At 41.8% G+C, this 18939-nt stretch carries 20 protein-coding genes; 7 read left to right on the top strand and 13 right to left on the bottom strand.

Features of this window, described 5'->3' with window-relative positions:
* Positions 1 to 57 precede the first annotated feature (57 nt).
* From AFM12_RS02315 to AFM12_RS02330, 4 genes are all read left to right on the top strand, one after another.
* Positions 58 to 1206, top strand: a complete 1149-nt coding sequence (locus AFM12_RS02315) for an amidohydrolase family protein (RefSeq protein WP_055143660.1) — start codon at positions 58 to 60, stop codon at positions 1204 to 1206.
* Between the two features lie 181 nt (positions 1207 to 1387).
* Positions 1388 to 2872 carry a xylulokinase gene (locus AFM12_RS02320; RefSeq protein ID WP_055143661.1) on the top strand — a complete coding sequence of 495 codons (1485 nt, stop codon included), beginning with the start codon at positions 1388 to 1390 and terminating at the stop codon, positions 2870 to 2872.
* A gap of 9 nt (positions 2873 to 2881) precedes the next feature.
* On the top strand, positions 2882 to 4138 hold the full coding sequence (locus AFM12_RS02325; protein ID WP_055143662.1) for a DEAD/DEAH box helicase: 1257 nt from the start codon (positions 2882 to 2884) through the stop codon (positions 4136 to 4138).
* 29 nt (positions 4139 to 4167) lie between these two features.
* The gene (locus AFM12_RS02330) at positions 4168 to 4506 is read left to right on the top strand and encodes a HopJ type III effector protein (RefSeq protein WP_055143663.1); all 339 of its coding nucleotides are present in this window, start codon (positions 4168 to 4170) and stop codon (positions 4504 to 4506) included.
* Here AFM12_RS02330 and AFM12_RS02335 read toward each other — a convergent pair.
* Genes AFM12_RS02335 through ung form a run of 3 tightly spaced genes read right to left on the bottom strand, consistent with a single transcriptional unit; the run spans position 4503 to position 8254 of the window.
* A complete protein-coding gene (locus AFM12_RS02335) occupies positions 4503 to 6674 on the bottom strand; it encodes an FdhF/YdeP family oxidoreductase (RefSeq protein ID WP_055143664.1) in 2172 nt (723 codons plus the stop codon). The two genes, AFM12_RS02330 and AFM12_RS02335, sit on opposite strands and share 4 nt — an antisense overlap.
* Positions 6675 to 6723: 49 nt before the next feature.
* Positions 6724 to 7587 (bottom strand): DMT family transporter, encoded by an 864-nt coding sequence (locus AFM12_RS02340; protein WP_055143665.1) that lies wholly within the window; start codon positions 7585 to 7587, stop codon positions 6724 to 6726.
* A 1-nt stretch (position 7588) separates the two neighbouring features.
* The gene (gene ung / locus AFM12_RS02345; protein ID WP_055143666.1) at positions 7589 to 8254 is read right to left on the bottom strand and encodes a uracil-DNA glycosylase; all 666 of its coding nucleotides are present in this window, start codon (positions 8252 to 8254) and stop codon (positions 7589 to 7591) included.
* A 71-nt stretch (positions 8255 to 8325) separates the two neighbouring features.
* Between ung and apaG the strand changes: the two genes are divergently transcribed.
* Together apaG and AFM12_RS02355 are read left to right on the top strand one after the other, a co-directional pair.
* The gene (gene apaG, locus AFM12_RS02350; RefSeq protein WP_055143667.1) at positions 8326 to 8712 is read left to right on the top strand and encodes a Co2+/Mg2+ efflux facilitator ApaG/CorD; all 387 of its coding nucleotides are present in this window, start codon (positions 8326 to 8328) and stop codon (positions 8710 to 8712) included.
* Positions 8712 to 9482 carry an O-methyltransferase gene (locus tag AFM12_RS02355; RefSeq protein WP_055143668.1) on the top strand — a complete coding sequence of 257 codons (771 nt, stop codon included), beginning with the start codon at positions 8712 to 8714 and terminating at the stop codon, positions 9480 to 9482. The genes apaG and AFM12_RS02355 overlap by 1 nt, the downstream gene beginning before the upstream one ends.
* A gap of 9 nt (positions 9483 to 9491) precedes the next feature.
* Here AFM12_RS02355 and AFM12_RS02360 read toward each other — a convergent pair whose 3' ends face one another.
* The 4 genes from AFM12_RS02360 to AFM12_RS02375 all read right to left on the bottom strand — a co-directional run bounded on the left by AFM12_RS02360 (position 9492) and on the right by AFM12_RS02375 (position 12547).
* Positions 9492 to 10796, bottom strand: coding sequence for a hypothetical protein (locus AFM12_RS02360; RefSeq protein WP_055145070.1), 1305 nt, complete (start codon positions 10794 to 10796; stop codon positions 9492 to 9494).
* Between the two features lie 90 nt (positions 10797 to 10886).
* Positions 10887 to 11696, bottom strand: coding sequence for a carbonic anhydrase (locus AFM12_RS02365; RefSeq protein WP_055143669.1), 810 nt, complete (start codon positions 11694 to 11696; stop codon positions 10887 to 10889).
* A gap of 86 nt (positions 11697 to 11782) precedes the next feature.
* Positions 11783 to 12130: a hypothetical protein gene (locus tag AFM12_RS02370; RefSeq protein ID WP_055143670.1), complete on the bottom strand. Its 348-nt coding sequence runs from the start codon at positions 12128 to 12130 to the stop codon at positions 11783 to 11785.
* Between the two features lie 6 nt (positions 12131 to 12136).
* Entirely contained in the window at positions 12137 to 12547 is a 411-nt protein-coding gene (locus tag AFM12_RS02375; RefSeq protein WP_055143671.1) for a DUF2141 domain-containing protein, read from the bottom strand.
* Positions 12548 to 12699: 152 nt separating this feature from the next.
* Between AFM12_RS02375 and AFM12_RS02380 the strand changes: the two genes are divergently transcribed.
* Positions 12700 to 12894: a CsbD family protein gene (locus AFM12_RS02380; RefSeq protein WP_055143672.1), complete on the top strand. Its 195-nt coding sequence runs from the start codon at positions 12700 to 12702 to the stop codon at positions 12892 to 12894.
* Between the two features lie 108 nt (positions 12895 to 13002).
* On the opposite strand, the gene AFM12_RS02385 is transcribed toward AFM12_RS02380, so the two are convergent.
* From AFM12_RS02385 to AFM12_RS02410, 6 genes are all read right to left on the bottom strand, one after another.
* Positions 13003 to 14415, bottom strand: coding sequence for an MBL fold metallo-hydrolase (locus tag AFM12_RS02385; protein WP_055143673.1), 1413 nt, complete (start codon positions 14413 to 14415; stop codon positions 13003 to 13005).
* Positions 14416 to 14531: 116 nt separating this feature from the next.
* The gene (locus AFM12_RS02390) at positions 14532 to 15329 is read right to left on the bottom strand and encodes a sulfite exporter TauE/SafE family protein (RefSeq protein ID WP_055143674.1); all 798 of its coding nucleotides are present in this window, start codon (positions 15327 to 15329) and stop codon (positions 14532 to 14534) included.
* 90 nt (positions 15330 to 15419) lie between these two features.
* Complete coding sequence (locus AFM12_RS02395; protein ID WP_055143675.1) at positions 15420 to 15902, bottom strand: DUF6691 family protein; 483 nt, start codon at positions 15900 to 15902, stop codon at positions 15420 to 15422.
* Positions 15903 to 15904: 2 nt separating this feature from the next.
* Positions 15905 to 16471: a YeeE/YedE family protein gene (locus AFM12_RS02400; RefSeq protein ID WP_055143676.1), complete on the bottom strand. Its 567-nt coding sequence runs from the start codon at positions 16469 to 16471 to the stop codon at positions 15905 to 15907.
* Positions 16472 to 16482: 11 nt separating this feature from the next.
* Entirely contained in the window at positions 16483 to 17829 is a 1347-nt protein-coding gene (locus AFM12_RS02405; RefSeq protein ID WP_055143677.1) for a hypothetical protein, read from the bottom strand.
* An 81-nt stretch (positions 17830 to 17910) separates the two neighbouring features.
* A complete protein-coding gene (locus tag AFM12_RS02410; RefSeq protein ID WP_229308446.1) occupies positions 17911 to 18912 on the bottom strand; it encodes a glycoside hydrolase family 43 protein in 1002 nt (333 codons plus the stop codon).
* Positions 18913 to 18939: the final 27 nt, after the last annotated feature.

Below are 18939 nucleotides of genomic sequence, written 5' to 3' on the forward strand. Positions count from 1 at the left end.
TGCAATATTCTTCCACCTTACTGTACTTTTAGCTGTATCATTCAATAAACCTATTTTATGAAGAACAGTTTGAAGTTTTTGGCATTTGTTTTACTCACGGCCTCAACTACTTATGCACAGCAGATTGCCATTGGCGATAATAATGGAGAAGTAACTTTTGAGGAATACAATCCCACCTCAACGCTGGTTGTACCAAATACCGGTGAAATCCATAGAGCAAAATATCCGTTCATTGATGTTCACAATCACCAGTTTGGCATGAATACCAAAGAGAAGGTGGATGAAATTGTAACATATATGGACTCCCTGAATATGGGGGTCATGGTCAATCTAAGCGGCCGTGGCTGGACTCGCGACATTGACGAATCCACAAGAACGTTGGAGAGTTATATTAGTGCGGTTGCCGAAAACCAGCCAGGACGTATCGTCATTTTTACTAATATTGATTTCAATAATATCTCGGAACCCGGTTGGACAGAGCAAGCTGTGAAAATGCTGGAAGACGACGTGAAATTACGTGGTGCTAAAGGACTCAAAATTTACAAGAGTTTGGGCTTCAGTGTTCAGAATGCTGATGGAAGCTTAGTAGCCGTAGATGACGAACGCATTGATCCTGTTTGGGAAAAAGCGGGTGAATTGGGTATTCCTGTTTTGATTCATACGGCGGATCCGGCTCCTTTCTGGGACCCGATGACCAAGTTTAATGAGCGTTGGCTGGAGCTTAAAACGCATCCAAGAAGAAAAAGGGATGTTGAAAACGGAGATTATAGCTGGGAAGAGTTGATTGATCAGCAGCATAATGTATTCAGAAAACATCCAAAAACCACTTTTATCGCCGCTCACATGGGCTGGTACCCGAATAACTTGCCGAAACTGGATAGTTTGATGACCGCTATGCCGAACGTTTATGCTGAGATTGGTGCCGTGATAGCGGAACTAGGTCGTCAACCAAGAACGGCCAATAAATTCTTTACCAAATGGCAGGACCGAGTTCTCTTCGGGAAAGACAGCTGGAAGCCTGAAGAATATGTTACTTATTTCAGAGTTTTGGAAACGGAGGACGAGTATTTTCAATACCACAAAAAGTACCACGCATTTTGGCCAATGTACGGTCTGGGCTTATCAGATGAGGTGCTGAAGAAAATGTATTATAAAAATGCCCTCAAAATCATTCCAGGCATCGACCGTGGTTTCTTTCCTGAGTAATGAACCAAATTAAATAGTTTTAAAAGGTCCTCTCAAATGAGGGCCTTTTTGTTTATGTTCTCTTTATTTTATTCGATAGGTGCTTATTTTTAAAGATATCGAAAATAAGTGTCTAATTGACAATTATAATATTCGACAAATCCATTAGCTTTGGGCTCAGAACTGAAAACAGCAAAACCCTATGTATCTTTTAGGCCTCGATATTGGCACCTCCTCCATCAAAGCGACTGTTGTAGATGCCGCAACTAAAAAAGTGGTTATCTCTGCTCAATACCCTGACAAAGAAGCCTCAATTTCTTCTCCTCAGCCGGGTTGGGCTGAACAAGACCCTGAAACATGGTGGGAGTACTCAAAAAAGGCCATTACCCGCCTGACAAGCTCAGGTAAATTCAATGTCAAAGAAATCAAGTCTATCGGTATCTCCTATCAGATGCACGGCTTGGTAATGGTAGATAAGGACCAGAAAGTTCTTCGTCCGTCTATCATTTGGTGCGATAGCCGGGCGGTGGAAACCGGTGAAAAGGCATTTCAACAAATAGGAGAGGAGCGGGCTTTGAGTCACCTTTTGAACTCTCCTGGCAATTTCACAGCCTCAAAACTGGCTTGGGTAAAGGCCAATGAGCCTGAGCTTTACGAACAGTGTTATAAAATTATGCTACCTGGGGATTTCATTGCAATGAAACTAACGGGTGAGATCACAACGTCTAATTCGGGCCTTTCTGAAGGGGTTTTCTGGGATTTTTGTGATAATACTGTTTCAGAAGATGTCATGAAAACTTATGGTTTTGATATAGATTTGATTCCTGAGATTCGACCAGTTTTCTCTAATCACGGCGAAGTAAGTCAGGAAACGATGAATGCCTTAGGACTACAAATCGGTACACCTGTCAGCTATAAGGCCGGTGATCAGCCCAATAATGCTCTTTCCCTAAATGTCTTAAATCCAGGAGAAATTGCGGCTACGGCTGGTACCTCGGGCGTTGTGTATGCCGTGAGTGATCGGGTTTCGTATGATCCTAAATCCAGAATCAATTCATTTGCTCACGTCAATCACCAGATGGACGAGAAAACAAGAATTGGAATTTTACTTTGCATCAATGGTACTGGTATTTTAAATAGTTGGGTAAAGCATAATGTCGCTAAAGGCATAGATTATCCTGAAATGAATAAGAAAGCCGAAGAAATTGCTGTGGGTAGTAATGGTCTTTCGGTTTTGCCTTTTGGTAATGGAGCCGAGCGAATGCTTGAAAATAAGCTGGTAGGGGCACAATTTATGAATCTTGATTTTAATAAGCACTCTGATGCCCATATTTATCGGGCTGCTCAGGAAGGTATTGCCTTCTCATTGAAATACGGTTTTGATATGATGCAGGCTAACGGGGTTGATCCCAAAGTCATTCGTGCGGGCAAAGCCAATATGTTCCTCTCCGATGTTTTCTCAAAAACCTTGGTGAATATCACTCAAACACCAGTTGAATTATATGATACCGATGGAGCCAAAGGAGCCGCTCTTGGCGGTGGTTTTGGGGCTGGCTTGTTCAATTCGCTTCCTGAAGCCATGGATGGATTGACTTTGGTGAAGACAATTGAGCCGGAAAATCAAAACCTTCAGGAATATCAGGATGCATATCAAAGCTGGACAAAAGCCTTAGCTTTGTTCGTTTAAAAGCATTCAATGAAATTCGACGATTACCGTATTTCGCCTGAAATAAAGAAAAGTCTGGAACGGCTGAACTTCAAACGGCCAACCGACATTCAGTTTAAGGCTATTCCGGCTGTTTTGAAAGGGGAAGATGTGCTGGGTATTGCCCAAACCGGTACCGGGAAAACGGCGGCTTTTGCTATTCCTATTCTTCACTTGATCAATGAACGTAAAAAAGGAACCCGTAAAAAAGGGGTTAAGTGTGTGGTAATGGCTCCTACACATGAACTGGCCATTCAGATAGCAGAGGTTTTCAACCAAATAGGAAAGCAGACCCGGGTTAAAACAATGGCTCTTTATGGCGGAACTGATCAGGCACCTCAAAAAGAGAAACTTTCTGATGGAATTGACATTTTGGTGGCAACACCGGGAAGGCTCTTTGATCTCCGCAGTCAAGGTTTTATAAAGTTAGACGAGGCCACTTTACTGGTTCTTGACGAGGCTGATCATATGCTTGATCTCGGTTTCTATGACGATATCAAAGATTTGCTGAAACATCTGCCTAAAAAGCGGCAAACTTTGTTTTTCTCGGCCACGATCAATGATAAAATTAAGAAACTGGCCTATTCTATTGTGAAGAATCCGATACGAATTGAGATTTCACCCAAAGACCCGATTTCCAAAAATATTACCCATGCCGTGACATTTATGTCAATGGATGATAAACGCTATTTTCTGGAGCGGGCGATCAATGAAAATACCGATCGTAAAATGCTGGTTTTTGTACGTACCAAAGTAAGAGCTGAGCGAGTTAAAGCTGCGATGGAACGAGTTGGAATAGAGGCTTTAAGTATTCACAGTGATAAGGACCAAAAAGAGCGTTCAGGTGTAATGCAGGCCTTTAAAAGTGGTGTTTGCAAAGTGTTGATTGCCACCGATATTTCTGCCCGTGGAATTGACATTCCCGAGGTGGAAGTGGTCATCAATTACGATTTGCCTGATGTACCGGAAAACTACGTTCACCGGATTGGCCGTACTGGCCGTGGTAAAGAGAAAGGCCTGGCCTTTTCTTTCTGTAGTCCTGATGAAAAAGTGTATTTGGAAGATATTGAGGCTTATATCGGACACCCGATTGATGAAATTGTGATTGACCGAAGTCTCTATGAACAGACCAAAGACCTTTCGTCTGACAAGGAATCTATCACGATGAAACAGATCAGACAAGAAATTTCAGCCGCTGATCAGTTTAAAAAGAAGAAAAAGAAGGGCAATAAAAAGAAGAAAAAGTAGACCTTTGTGGCCCTGAAAATATAGAAGAGATGAATCTGGAAGAGTTTTTAAGCAAAATCAATGAAGAGCCGGCAAGAGTATCTTTTGCAGATACTTTGGACGCCATTGAGGCTAATTACACATTTAAGCCAACGGCCTTTAAAAATGCGGATACCTATAATGAAGCCGGCCAGAATAACGGCTCTTGCAAAATCTTCGCTTTTGCTCAAAAGCACCAGCTGACCGCAGAACAGACATTGTATTGTTTTGGTACTTATTACCGCAATGATGTGTTGAACAACCCGGATGGTGATGATCATCAAAACATTCGCAATTTCATAAAATATGGTTGGGAGGGTATTGAATTTGAGGGTGAAGCTTTGGTTTAAGCCTTCTCAATCCAAACCTCGGTATTTTTGAAAGCTGGTGTTTTACTTTGTGGATCCAGATCTGATGACACGAGAAAGTTGGTTTCCGGATAATATCCTAACACGCAACCTTCTTTTATGTCAAAAGCCTGTACTTTCATTTGCAATTTTCCTGCTTTACTTCTGATACTGATCTCATCCTGGTCATTTACCTTCAATTTCTGCATGTCATTTGGGTTCATCAGAATGGTGTTCCGGTCTTCCACGCCACGCCAGGCATCTTTTTCCTCGTAAACGATGGAGTTAAACTGACCTTCTGATCGAACACTCATTAAACTGAAGCTATTTGTTTCGTTTTTGCCCTTTGGTAAGGGATGAAAGCGAAATTTAGCTTTGCCATTGGCCGTGCCGAAAACGGGTTGATGAAAAGTTCTTCCACCGACTTGAAACTCTTCATTGATTTCGTCAATATTTTCCAGTTTATCAAAACCGGGAATCACCTTCGCAATGACTTTACGGATGTCTCTAAATTCACCAAAAGACTGGAAATCAAAGACTTCTTTGGAGATTATAGACTTGGCGAGTTCAAGAATGATATCGTACTCAGAACGAGTTCCGTTATGTCTGTCAATTCCTCCGTCACTCAGACGAACATAATTGAACATAGACTCCTGAGTGGTTTTTTGCTCTTCCTCATCACGGGCTTTCACCGGAAGAATAAGTACTTCCTCATCTATTCCCCGTAAATGACCCTCATTGAGGGTGGTATTTAGAAAAACTTTGAATGGGATATTGCTCAAAGCCTTTTCAGCAAAATGAAGGTTGGGATTAGAAGCATAAAGATTTCCACCAAGAATGAAGGCCAAATCTACATTCCCCTCAGCAGCTTGATTCATACATTCCATAGTATCCCAGCCGGGCGTATCCGGTAACGTTATATTCAATTGTTTCTCCATGTTTTGAAAGATTTTTTCTTTCAAAACCGGTGTAACTCCGACAGAGCCAACGCCTTGTACATTAGAGTGCCCACGAAGAGGAAGTAAACCGGCATGTTCACGACCTAGCATACCCCTAAGCATAGCTAAATTCACGATGGCTTCTACGTTTTCAACGCCGTGACTGTGATGCGTAATGCCCATGGCCCAGGTGAAAATCACGTTTTGAGCTATTCCGTAGAGATCAGCGATTTCTTCCAGTTCCACTTTTGAAAGGCCACAGCTTTGAGTGATCTGCTCCCAGGTGAGGTTCTCCAGTTGACTTTTGTACTCATTCGCTCCTTCGCAATATTTATTGACGAATGTTTCATCAACTTTTCCCTTTTCAAACAGGGCTTTGCCTACCCCGTACAAAACGGCCATATCACCACCGATTTTTGGCTGATAGTAATGTGATGCGATTTCTGAACCTGAACTCAAAAATGACTTAACGTTAGACGGAATGGAGAATTTGACCAAGCCGGGTTCTTTGGCTGGGTTGACGATAATGACTTTTCCACCTCTTCGGCGGCAATGCATTAATTCAGTAAGAAAACGGGGATGATTTGAAGCAGGGTTTGCTCCGATGACGAAAATGAGATCGGCTTTTTTCACATCTTTTAGTTGAACCGTTGCGGTCCCCGTTCCCAGAGTATTTCCCATTCCCACACCACTGGCCTGATGACAGTAATAAGAGCAATTATTGACATTATTGGTCCCGAATAGTCGGGCAAATAGATGCAACAAAAAAGCAGCTTCATTGCTGCTTCGGCCGCTGCTGTAGAAGAAAGTTCTGGCTGCGTCTACTTTCTTGAATTTCTCCTTCAGAAGAGCGGTTGCTTCTTGCCAGTCAATGGGTTTATAATGCGTATCACCCTTCTTTTTGAGGAGTGGATCATTCAGTCGGCCAAGCCTTTCCAGCTCTCGTGGTCTTAAATTTAAAAGATCTTCTATGCTGTTTTTGTGCCAAAAGTTTGTACTGATGGCTGGCTGAATATCAGTGAGTTGAGCTTGTAAACTCTTCTTACAAACCTCAATTTGATCCCCTTCTTCATTCACCATCCCGCCTTTCTGACCACCCATTCCGTAAGCACATGTTTTACAGGTGTTTTTTGATAATAAAGACTTTGTGAAGGCCACTGGGCCCACTTCTTTGACCACGTGAAGTGAGTAATAGACTGATTTCCAGCCGCCGGTGTAGCTTGGTGTTTTCAAGATGAACTAAAGGGTTGCTTTGCAAACAAAGCTACGTAAGTTTTCGCTTTTAGTTCAACAGGATGATCAGGGAACCAAGGATCATGATAACCGAACCGAGAATTTTTCTTTTTAGGTTCTTTTCATGGAAAAAGAAAACACCTAGAAGAATACTCACAAGCACCGAAAGCTGAAAAAGTGCCAGAGCATAAGCCACCTGCATGGTCTCAAAAACGTAGATGGTGGTGAACTGCATGGCCAATACGGCAAGGGCGATCATTCCAATTTTTGACAAATAATTCAATTCAAATTTTGATTCAATAGCCTTTTCTTTTGAGTATGTGATTTGATAAACAAAAGCAAAAAATGCCCCGGCAATAGCCCAGGCAGAAAAGGTAATGTAAACATCAGAAAGTTGAATCAACTTTTTCAAAAATACGGCTTCAGTCGCCGTAAATATCATGGATAAGAAACGGTATTGAATATCTTTTCGAGCAAAGAGTCGCCAGTGAAAATCCCCTTTATCAATGATGTAATAACTACCAAAAACGGTGAGGAATACTCCTGGGACTTTGTCCAAAGTAGGTACTTCAGAAAGCAGAAATATAGCCACCACCATAGCCACAATCGGTTTATACGAGTTGATAGGGCCCATTACGGATAGCTCACCATGCTCCAGCGATTTCACAAGTAGGCCATTGCCAATGGCACCAAAAATTCCTGTGAGTAGTGTAAAAAAAAAGAGATCAGAACTCATGATCGGCAGACCACGCCACATTAGAAAACCAAAGCTCAGTATGGCAAGAATGAGATAGGTGTGAAAATTGATTTTCAATGATGCCTTGCCCTGAACACTCAGTTTCTTCTGAATGAGATTGGCCAGCGGATTGGCAATAATTCGACTAGCCAGAGCAAGAGCGGTCAAAATCCCCATATCACCATTTTATGGGTGTTTTACCCTTTGATTGAAGGTATTGATTGCATTTGCTGAACAGTTTTTTTCCGAACCAACCACCTCTGTTTGCTGCCAAAGGGGATGGGTGAACGGCCTTCAAAATCAGGTGCTTTGAGCTATCAATATATTGTCCCTTTTTTTGAGCGTAGCTTCCCCAAAGCATAAAAACAACGCCTTCTTTTTCTTTGTTGATCTTATCAATTACGGCATCGGTAAATTGTTCCCAGCCTTTTCCCTGATGAGAACCGGCCTGGGTGGCTGTTACTGTAAGAGTGGCATTGAGAAGGAGTACACCTTGATCAGCCCAGTGCTGTAAGTTTCCTGATTTAGGCAAAGGTTTACCGATATCATCTTGCAGTTCTTTAAAAATATTTAGCAATGAGGGCGGAAAAGGGATTCCGTCATTTACAGAAAAACATAGACCATGAGCCTGACCGGGTCCGTGATAAGGGTCTTGGCCAATAATTACAACCTTTAATTGGTCAAGAGGACAGCTGTCAAATGCATTAAAAATTAGTTTGGCTGGTGGGTAGCAGGTAGCTGAATGGTATTCTTTTTTAACAAACGCAGTCAGTTTTGGCCAGTATTCTTTTTCAAATTCTTCCTTGAGAACGGCTTTCCAACTTTCTTCAATTTGTACGGGCATAAGACTTCAGAAGATTTTCGTTTTTATTGCTAAGGCGAAATTACTTATTTTTGTTTCAGTTAATTCTCAATATGTTCACAGCCACTACAGAAGGAGTTAAAGTTTCAGTTCAAACTGAGTTTCAGCCGTTTTATTCCAATGCGAAACAGCAAAACTATGTTTTCTCCTACAAAATCCATATCGAGAACGAAAGTGATCAAACCGTTCAACTCCTAAGCAGGCACTGGCATATCATTGATGGTCTTGGCTTTCATCGTGAGGTCATTGGTGATGGGGTAATCGGCGTTCAGCCTGTGATAGAGCCGGGTGAGACACATTCTTATGTTTCCGGCTGTAATCTTTCTACGTTTATTGGTAAAATGTACGGTATCTATGTCATGGAAAGGGTAGTGGATGGGAAACGTTTCGAAGTGAAAATTCCTGAATTTATGATGAGTCCGCCTTACCTTTCTAACTAATGGTAAGAGACTACTTGAAATACCAATGGAAGGCCAAAAACGAGCATTCCATACACTCTCCCTTTGTTTTTGAGTTCTATCTTGACATTATAAAAAATGGTCAGGATATTCCGGAAGAAGCCGAAATTAAAGCACTCTTTGAGCAGCTCAAAAAGGATGAACGAATTATAAAGATTAAAGATCTGGGTGCTGGAAGCAAATTCGGGAATAACGATCAGAAAAAGGTAGCCAGAATAGCTTCAACAGCGGTTAAAAGTCTCAAATGGTCTAAAATCATAGCCGGTATTGTCAAAAAGTACGAGTATAAAAGGTGCCTTGAACTGGGAACTTCTCTTGGTTTTACTACAGCCATGATGTCAAAGGCATCCCCTTACGGAAAAGTGTATTCATTTGAAGGATGTTCCAATACTTTAGGAATTGCCAAAGAAGTTTTCTCAAGACTCAACTGTCAAAATGTTACCCCGATTCTTGGCGACTTGGATCAAACACTTTCTCATACGTTGGGACAGCTTGATCGTGTCGATTTTGTTTTTTTTGACGCCAACCACCAATGTGCTCCTACTTTGAAATATTTCAGAGCCTGCCTGAACAAGGCTCACGAAAACAGTTGCTTTGTCTTTGATGATATCAATTGGTCTGACGGCATGAAAGAAGCCTGGGAAGAAATCAAAAACCACCCGAAAGTGACCATCAGTATTGACTTTTTTCAAATGGGGGTGGTCTTTTTCAGGGCTAAACAGCCTAAACAGCATTTCATTTTAAAGGCTTAACAAAGCCTTTCAATTGAAATAGACCTGATATTGAAGGATTACACCGTTTTTTCTCTGGGAAATATCACCATCGCTTGTGAAAACAGGACGATTTTGAAAACCAAGAGTAAGCTTTGATGAATGTTCAGAAAGAAACCAAGCCAGGCCTGCATCAATGAAGTTTACAGGGTCATTTAGTCGCTCGTAAACAGAATGCTGAAGACTTACATAGGGCATCACACTGGTGTTACCAATAAAATTGTCATCAGATTTTATTCCTGCCTGAAAATACAAAGTATTGCCGGTGCCATATGCAGGGTAGGCATTTCCGCCTCCATTTAGTATATCGGTAGCCGCACTCCCTGTCGTCGGGTTCATAGCACCCAATTGTCTGATATAATTTGGTCCAAAATCAAAATGAGTAAAATTACCATAAAAGCTTATTGAAGCTCCATTTTCATTGATGGGGGCATCATAATAAATATCTGTTGCTAACTGAACCATATTCGTAAGTAGGGTGTCAGCATTTGATAGTCCGGAGTGCCACATGGCCTCAGGTTGAAATATAAAACCTGCTCCTATGTTGAAGACTTTTTTCTTGCCAAGATAAGTGCCGGTCATATAGGGCGTTTGATTGCCCTCCTGATCTAAGAACTGATACATAAAATAGCCATTCCACTGCTTTTTGGCTGGTTTTGGAGAGAAGTTCGATTGCGAGGAAAGATTCGGATCGTAAGAATTTGACCGCTGAATGGCCATGGGGTCAGCCATTGTAAGTCTGTAATCCAATTTGCCAAGTTTTCCTTTGGCATAAAGAGAGAGTTTTCTTAAAAACTGATCGGTGACATCGTTGGTGCTTTGCAAAAACAATGGAGCGTCTACCCCAAGAATTGATCCTACAGACGGAGCCGAAAACCTAGATAAACCACCCCAGGCTGTCAAACCTGCACCCAAGCTCAACTTTTCTCTATCAATGGCATATTCACCGACAGCATCATGCACAAAGAAACCTAGTTTTCTGTTCGATATATCATTGAAATTATTTTCACCAAACTGACTATAGAAAAATACTCTGTCGGTTAATTGACCTAAAAATTGAATCCGGTATCGGCGAATACCGATGTCGGTGCCCTTCGGGTAATCATATCCAAATTTTGTTGTACCAGGGTTATATTCCATTGACCTTACCCACACCTGATTGAGTAAAGTCAGTTTAACCCATCTGCTACCGTCTTCATTCAGGGTAAGTTTACCATTTTTAAAGCTTTGAGCTGTACCTGAAAAAGTAGAATAAAGAATTAAAAATAGGGTCAGGAGCCATTGGTAATTTTTCATTTTGACGTATGGTTCGGTGTTTATTTTCAATTTGAGAATAAAAACAAATATGGCAAAATGAGACCTACTAATATCAGCTAATTAATTGGATCACTTTGAGGCAAAATAGGCATTTGAACTACTGTATGCACGCACAATACGTCCATTCAGAGCCTGCTCATCCCGATAATTATTGATTGGCATAAGATCTTGTAGTTGTTTCACCTGATCAAGTGAAACGGTGATCGGTGTTTTGAAAATATACCAGCTCACATTTTCGGTACAAGGTGGAGTAGTCAAAGAGCCGCTATAAGTGAAGTAATCACGGTTATCAGGCAAATTCAGGTTTAGGTCGAAATCCTCATCAATAGTCTTTTTCTCGTTGATAAAAACCGGAAGGTGCCTCTCCAGAAAAGCAAAAGGCTCGCTACTCTGACCCTCTAAAGCCATAATAGCAAGCACTGCAATTTGATTCTTTTCATTAGCATGCACCATGTGCATTTCTAAAGGATATCGAATGCCATTGATTGTATGCTCGGCAGCCTCATGGAAATGAATTTGTTTAAGGTCAAACTGCTCGCCGTGAATGATGATATAATCTCCTTTTTCAAAATTATATTGGATGCTATGCCCATTATTGGTTATCTCGTGAATTCTAACATGGCTGTCATAATGTATGTCAATGGGCTCCAGTGTGTCTGATTCAACGGCATCAATAGTAATGATATTTATCGGGGATTGCCGAATACCATTACAGTCTGATTGTTTCTCAATTTCTGTCCAGTGCTGAGGGCCAGTTTCGCCTGAATAGGTCCAGTGGTCACTATGTTTTTCAGCCTGATTTGATTCAAAATTAACCGATGTATTTTGTGAGCAAGCCAATAGAGTTGCAAACAGTATGGAGAATAGAAAATGCTTCATTTCAATGTTTCAAAAAGTAAATAGTAATTGATCGGCTCCCTATGATTAAGTCCTTCAGGGGAGTAAGAAAGACTGTTTGAAGCCTTTTAAATCAACATTTCACCATGAAACAGATAAAGTTTTTCTCGATAAAAGAAGACTATTGAGCAGGTATTTACCGTGCTCCTTTCAGCCAAATCAACTTTGGGAGAGTTTTGAAGAAGACCTCTGTGAATTTGAACTTTCTTGAAATCGTTTTCGCTATCCTCTTCCTCCTGTTCTTCAGCATCAATTAGTTCCCAGATGATATAAGAGAAAGGGTTTGCTTCCTCTTTTTTTTCAATCCAGAAATCTTCTGAAAACTGTTGACTCGTCAGACTTTGAAAAAGAGGTTTTGCAATTGGAAGACCTATTGAAAGCAGCAGAAGGAGCGATATGATTCTTTTGAAAATCAATTGCGTTTAGTCGAGTAACCGGATGGAGACTTTGGTGTCTTGTTTCACTTCAATGCTGCAATCCCTGAATTTAGGAGCTGAAAATACCGGTTTATAATTCTTCGAAAAACCATAGGGTTCTTTGGGTATGCCCAGAATATTGGTGTCCAGTTCCCCGTTGCCGTTAATATCCTGAAAAATGGCCAGAGCATATTCTCCTTCAGGAAGCTCTACTTTCAGTACCGCACTTTTGTTTCCATTTGGCTCGGCCTTGGCACCGGTAAACATTTTCTTAGTATTGAGAAAATCCTCGTTATCCTTGTAAATGGCCATGTATATGGGAGCTTCGGTGTTTTTAAGATCAGGCACGGTAACGCTGAGCTCACCATTTGAGTAAAATAAGCCGAAATAAAGGATCACAAGAAATGTTGAAAGCATGTTTTTGTCTTTTGAGTTAATTTACGGCCTAAAGCTAATAACTGATCACTGGATTATTGATTCTCCACACCACTGTAGAACAGTCTCTACAGATAAATAACCTTTTTAACGTCGAATGATTTTTTAATTCTTAAAGTCAAACAACAACAATTATGGAAAACGCTATTACAGACAAAATCAAAGGAAATTGGAATCAGATTAAAGGTCAGTTGCAACAGAAATGGGGCAACCTTACCGACGACGATCTCCAATACGAAGAAGGTCAGGAGAATGAACTTCTGGGTATTCTTCAGGAGAAAACCGGTGAAACCAAACAAAATCTGAAGAATTTCATTGATAAAATCTAAGCATCAACAGCTTGAAACGATCCTCGGAAGGTTTCTTCCGGGGATTTTTTATGATTTATAGGAAAGACCCAAGACAGAATGCCTTGGGTCTTTCCTGTTTTTTAGGCCTTATTTTAAGGTAGACGGACAAACGTAGTCAGTTGTTTTAAACAACTCCGACTTTTTGATAGCCCCGTATCCGCCATCTACGTCGATTACATTATAACCTCTGGCGTTCAAAATACTCGCGGCAATCATACTGCGGTATCCACCGGCACAGTGAAGCGTGTATGTTTTCTCACGATCAAGCTCAGCCAAATTCTCGTTGATATAATCCAAAGGGAAGTTTGGTACATCTTCCACATGCTCAGAAATATATTCGCTTGGTCTTCTCACATCAAGAACATTGATTTCCTGATCAGATTTCATACGATTTGAAAGTTCTTCTACAGAGATGGACTCAATGCTATCTACCTCAGCACCAGACGCCTTCCAGGCCTCAAAACCACCTTTTAGGTAACCAAGCGTATGGTCGTAACCAACTCTTGCTAAACGAATTACAGTCTCTTCTTCTTTGCCCGGCTCGGTGATCAAAAGAATCTCCTGCTTCAAATCAGGAATTAATGCTCCAACCCATGGAGCAAATTGTCCGTTAAGGCCGATATTGATAGAGTTCGGGATGAATCCTTTGGTGAAATCTTGAGGATTACGGGTATCTAAAATCACGGCTCCTGTTTCATTGGCTGCTGCCTCGAAAGCAATAGGGCTAAGAGCCTGAGCACCACGCTCCATCACGGTATCGATAGAATCGTAACCATCTTTGTTCATTTTTACGTTTTGAGGGAAGTATTGTGGTGGCGGTGTTAGGCCATCAGTTACTTCTTTGATGAACTCTTCTTTGCTCATATCGGCTCTCAAGGCATAGTTAAACTGCTTTTGGTTGCCCAAAAGGTCAGTCGTTTCTTTACTCATGTTTTTACCACAGGCTGAACCCGCACCGTGAGCAGGGTAAACAACCACGTCATCCGGCAAAGTCATGATTTTGTTGCGTAGCGAATCAAAAAGATAACCTGCAAGGTCTTCCATAGTGATGTCGCTTTTTTGAGCAAGGTCAGGGCGACCAACATCACCGATAAACAAGGTATCACCGCTGAAAAGTGCAGTTTCTTTTCCGTTCTCATCAATCAGAAGGAAACAGGTAGACTCCATAGTATGACCTGGTGTATGCAACACTTTGATGGTTACATTCCCCAATTTGAACTCCTGATTATCCTCAGCTACGATAGCATCAAAGCCAGTTTTGGCATTTGGGCCGTATACGATAGGAGCTCCGGTTTTTTGTGACAAGTCAACGTGACCCGAAACGAAATCGGCGTGGAAGTGCGTCTCAAAAACGTATTTGATTTCAGCTCCTTCTTTTTCAGCTTTTTCAATGTATGGCTGTACTTCGCGAAGCGGATCAATAATCGCCACTTCTCCATTGCTCTCCACATAGTATGCTCCCTGAGCAAGACAACCGGTATAAATTTGTTCTATTTTCATATCTGTATTGTTAACTGTTTTCTTGATTAAAAAGTGCGGCTTCGGCATGCTCAACCTAAGCTCGCTGTTTGTTTGGTGGTTGAGCTTGTCCGCAGGACAACCAACCACATCGAATTTTATTTTAGTACTGTCTCTTTCATGATGATGTAAACCGCCATGATAAGGACGAACCAACCGAATGATTTTTTCAATTTTTGGCCTGGAATAAACTTTGAGAGCCAGGTGCCCACAAAAATTCCGACAATTGAAAGACCTGTAAAAATCAGTAGGAACTTCCAGTCAATAACCTGATTACCAAGGTCTCCCAAAAAACCAATCAATGACTTTGCTGCGATAATCAGCAGTGAAGTTCCCACTGCCATTTTCATTGGTAAGCGTACCAATAGCACCAAGGCTGGTATGATCAGGAATCCACCGCCAGCACCCACCACACCGGTAAGCGTGCCCACCACAAAACCTTCAGCGGCTATCAGCGGATAATTGAATTTTAATTCTGCACCTTCTTCAGATTCAGGTTTATTATCGGTGATCATTGAATAGGAAGCCATTAGCATCACCACCGCAAACAAGATCATAATAGCGAAGTCTTTGCCCACTGTAAATCCACCCAGGGTGAAAAGCTCATCAGGTATGGCGGGCATCAGAAATTTTCTGGTCAAAAAGACCGCCAGAAATGAAGGAATAGCGAAAATGAGTGCTGTTTTATAACTCACCAGACCTTTCTTCATGAAATTGAAAGAGCCTACTAAAGATGTGCTACCGACCACAAAAAGTGAATATGCCGTACTCAATACCGGATTAATGCCCAGCAGGTAAACCAGAATCGGGAGGGTAAGAATACTTCCGCCGCCTCCTATCAGCCCGAGGCTGATTCCGATCACGCTGGCTAGTGCATATCCTATTATTTCTGTCATTTTTTCTCTTTCTTTTAATGATTTTGTATTACAAATTTAACGCTTTGAGTTCTCAGAATTTGTGAGAGTTATCACATTGGTAACTTGTTGTTAACTAGGTAGTTTGTCTCTGAATTTGCCATACAGCCACACACCTGCAATGGCCGAAAGAACGGTAATGAAAATGGCCCAATAGCCTGCACCGATTTGCGAGTATAATGGACCCGGGCAGGCTCCTGTAATGGCCCAGCCTAAACCGAAGATTAAACCTCCGTAAATCTGGCCGTTATTATAGACTTTGTCTTTTAAGACAACTTTTTCTCCGTATACAGTTTTAATATTAAATTTCTTGATGATAAAAACGGAGATCATTCCGGTAATGACAGCAGAGCCGATGATACCGTACATGTGAAAGCTATCCAGTAGAAACATTTCCTGAATTCGGTACCAGGACACGATCTCGGCTTTGATAAAAATGACACCGAAAATGGCTCCCAGCAGAAGGTATTTCAGCTGGCCGAATATATTTTCTGATTCTTTCTGCGAGTTTGGTGCTTCGCAGGCTTCAGGTGCTTTTGTCTGTAGATTATTCATAATTAAAACAATTTAAAGATTTGAGGAAGAAGCAGGTGAGTCATCACCAGACCACCAATCATAAAAGAAATAGTAGCCACCAGTGAAGGCCACTGCAGATTAGAAAGACCCATGATGGTATGGCCACTTGTACAGCCTCCGGCATATCGGGTTCCAAAACCCACCAGGAAACCACCGACGACCATAAAGATCAATCCTTTGAGGCTCAATACCTGGTCTAGTCCGAATAGCTCCATCGGCTGAAGGCTTGTAGGGGCTGAAAGACCGAACTCAGTGAGGCGAGCAAGGGTTTTGTCGCCCAGTTGGATGGGCTCAGGATTGGCCAGATAAGTGGCCGCCAGATAGGCTCCCAGGCCGATTCCTACTACGTAAAAGAGGTTCCAGGCTTCTTTTTTCCAATCGTAATTGAAAAACTTGATGTTGCCCGGCACGCACATTGCACATACATGTCTTAGTGAAGACGAGATACCCAGAGATTTGTTTCCGAGTAATAAAAGGGCCGGTACCATTAGTCCGATCAGCGGACCTGCGACATACCATGGCCATGGTTTTGTTAAGAACTCAAACATATTTTAGCGATTTAGAAAGTGTAATTAAAAATCAGATTCACAAGGTGGACGTTGACTTTATTGAAGACCTGTTTGAGGTTTTCGTAATCATCTTTTTGTCCTTTTTTGTAGACATACAGGAGTTTTAAACTTCCTCCTTCAAACCAGCCGTCCCAGTTGTACTCAGCGTCAAGGTTTAGCTGGGCATAAGAGGGCATGGCATATTTATTTCTTTGGGCATCATCTGCATCGGGTAACCAGTAATTACCGGCCCCGGCATGTAAAATGGTATTGTTGTTTGGTTTGTAGATATAGTTGGCTGAGATGGCATTGACATCAGCCAATCCTTCGTTTCTCTCTCGAGGAAGAAAAGTAAATAAGGGCTCACGTCCCCACTCACGGGGCATCAGGAACCTGCCCTGGTCGGCAATGCGTGTATAGTTAAGGTTGACTTTACTTTTCTTTAGTTTTTTTTCTAGTCGTCCACTAAAAATGAGCGATTGATGATCAGGATCAATGTAAGTGCTGTTCAATCCTTCGGCATTGGCTTTTTGATAAATGGCCAAACCGGATAAACCCCAATTGTCTTTCTTCACATCCAGTTGAGCATAACTAGTGGTGTACACCTTATTGACGTTCATCAAACCTAGTTTTGCGTAGCTATTTTGACCGATTTTTTGATTGGCTTCAGCAATTAGAATCCCACTACTTTCAATATTCCCGAGATATGAAGAGGCTGAACCGTCAGTAGCTCTGCCGGTAGGGTAGATGCCAAAAGTTTCTTCTACACTGTACCATTTTACCGTTGACCTCGGAGCAATATGATTTAGCCAGGCTAGCTGAAATGAGGTCTTTTTGTGGTCAAAAACACCATTAAAACCACGAACCATCGTTGGGCTCATGCGGCCATCCTGCGGATTGACAAACAAGTAATCGGGCTTGAATTGACCGTAGGTGAGATTGAACTCTTTCTTTTGATAATTGACCCAGAGCTCCTCCAGGCGATACATATTTTCTTTGTTTGAAGGATCGGTGACATCAAAAAGCCCCAGCTCGTAGCGGTTTGGGTTTTGAGTTACCGAGTCTGACTGTGTAAAGTCTGAAGAGTAGGCGTTGAAGATAAAATAACCACTTAAACCGGCTGAAAAACCTTTGTATTGAGGAGTTTTGTAACCAATGCCACCGCCGATACCTAGTCCGTGATAATCAGAAAGTGGCTCCTGATTATTAGAATGCATGAAGTAAAAACGAGCCTTTCCTGTGAAATCTCCCTGCTTCAGGAAATCTGCCAAAGAGCCTGTTTCTTTCATCTCCGTTTGCTGTGCAAAAAGAGAGAAAGTAAAGAGAAGACCCGGAATGATGGAAATCGTTTTTTTCATGAGGTAGAAATATGACCTACATCACAAAACTACCTTTCAGGGTTCTTCTTTACTGTAACCTATGTTACTTAGAGGTGTGGTTCAGGGTGTGAAAATATTCGTTTCTACGCTGTCTTTTAATGGTTCGCCGAAAATAGGTGTGCCGTTTAGCCATTCAAAAGATTGAAGTTTCACATATCGGTCCCAGCCTGCTCCTTTGCTTTTCGCAGCGTGATACAGAATACAGTCTTTGCCGTTTACGGTCACAAAAGAAGCATGGCCTGGACTTGTGGTGTTTTCATTACTCTCAAAAATTGGTTGGTCCAGTTTGATCCATGATGAAGCCAGCATCGGGTCATCACCAGTCAATTCCAGTGCTCCAAGACAGTAAAAATCTGACCAGCTGCCGCTTGCAGAGTAAGTCAGGAAAACGTGACCGTCTTTTTGGAGAATTTCCGGGCCTTCATTGATGGTCGGTAAGCCTTCTTCTGAGCCTCGTTTTTCCCAATCGTATTCAGGTTTTGAAATCAAAACTCTTTCGGAGCTGATGGAGGTAGGGGAGTCCATCATGGCGATATAAAGGTTTTGGGCTTCATTGACATCTCCTTCCCATCCTGACCAGATAAAGTAGTATTGATCTTCATGAAGAAAAACGGTGCCGTCAATCGCCCATTTATCTGTAGAATCTGTGATTTTGCCCTGCAGCTCAAATGGACTGTCCACTGACTCTGTTTGCGATTTTAAAACGTACATTCGGTGATTTTCATTTCTACCATCGTCAGCCGCTACATAAACGTACCAGCGACCATCAAGCTTATGTAATTCAGGAGCCCAGAGTTCTTTTGAATAAGCTTTTCCTTCTTCCGGCTGCCAGATCACTTTTTCTTCGGCGTCTTTGAGTTTTGTGATATCACTGGTTGATCTCAGCATTACTTTTCCACCCCTGGAATAACAGTAATGGTACATTTCGCCGTCCTGAACCACCCAAGGGTCTTGTCCATCAGGGAGTAGGGGATTTTTAAAGCTTTGAGAAGGTTGATTTTCAGCACAATTGCACAAGAGAAAGCCCAGGCAAAGCCTGGCAATAAGATTTAAATATTTCAAGAGTGTTTGGTTAAAGTTTGACCAAAA

This window comes from Jiulongibacter sediminis, from assembly GCF_001306455.1.
GTDB lineage: Bacteria > Bacteroidota > Bacteroidia > Cytophagales > Spirosomataceae > Jiulongibacter > Jiulongibacter sediminis.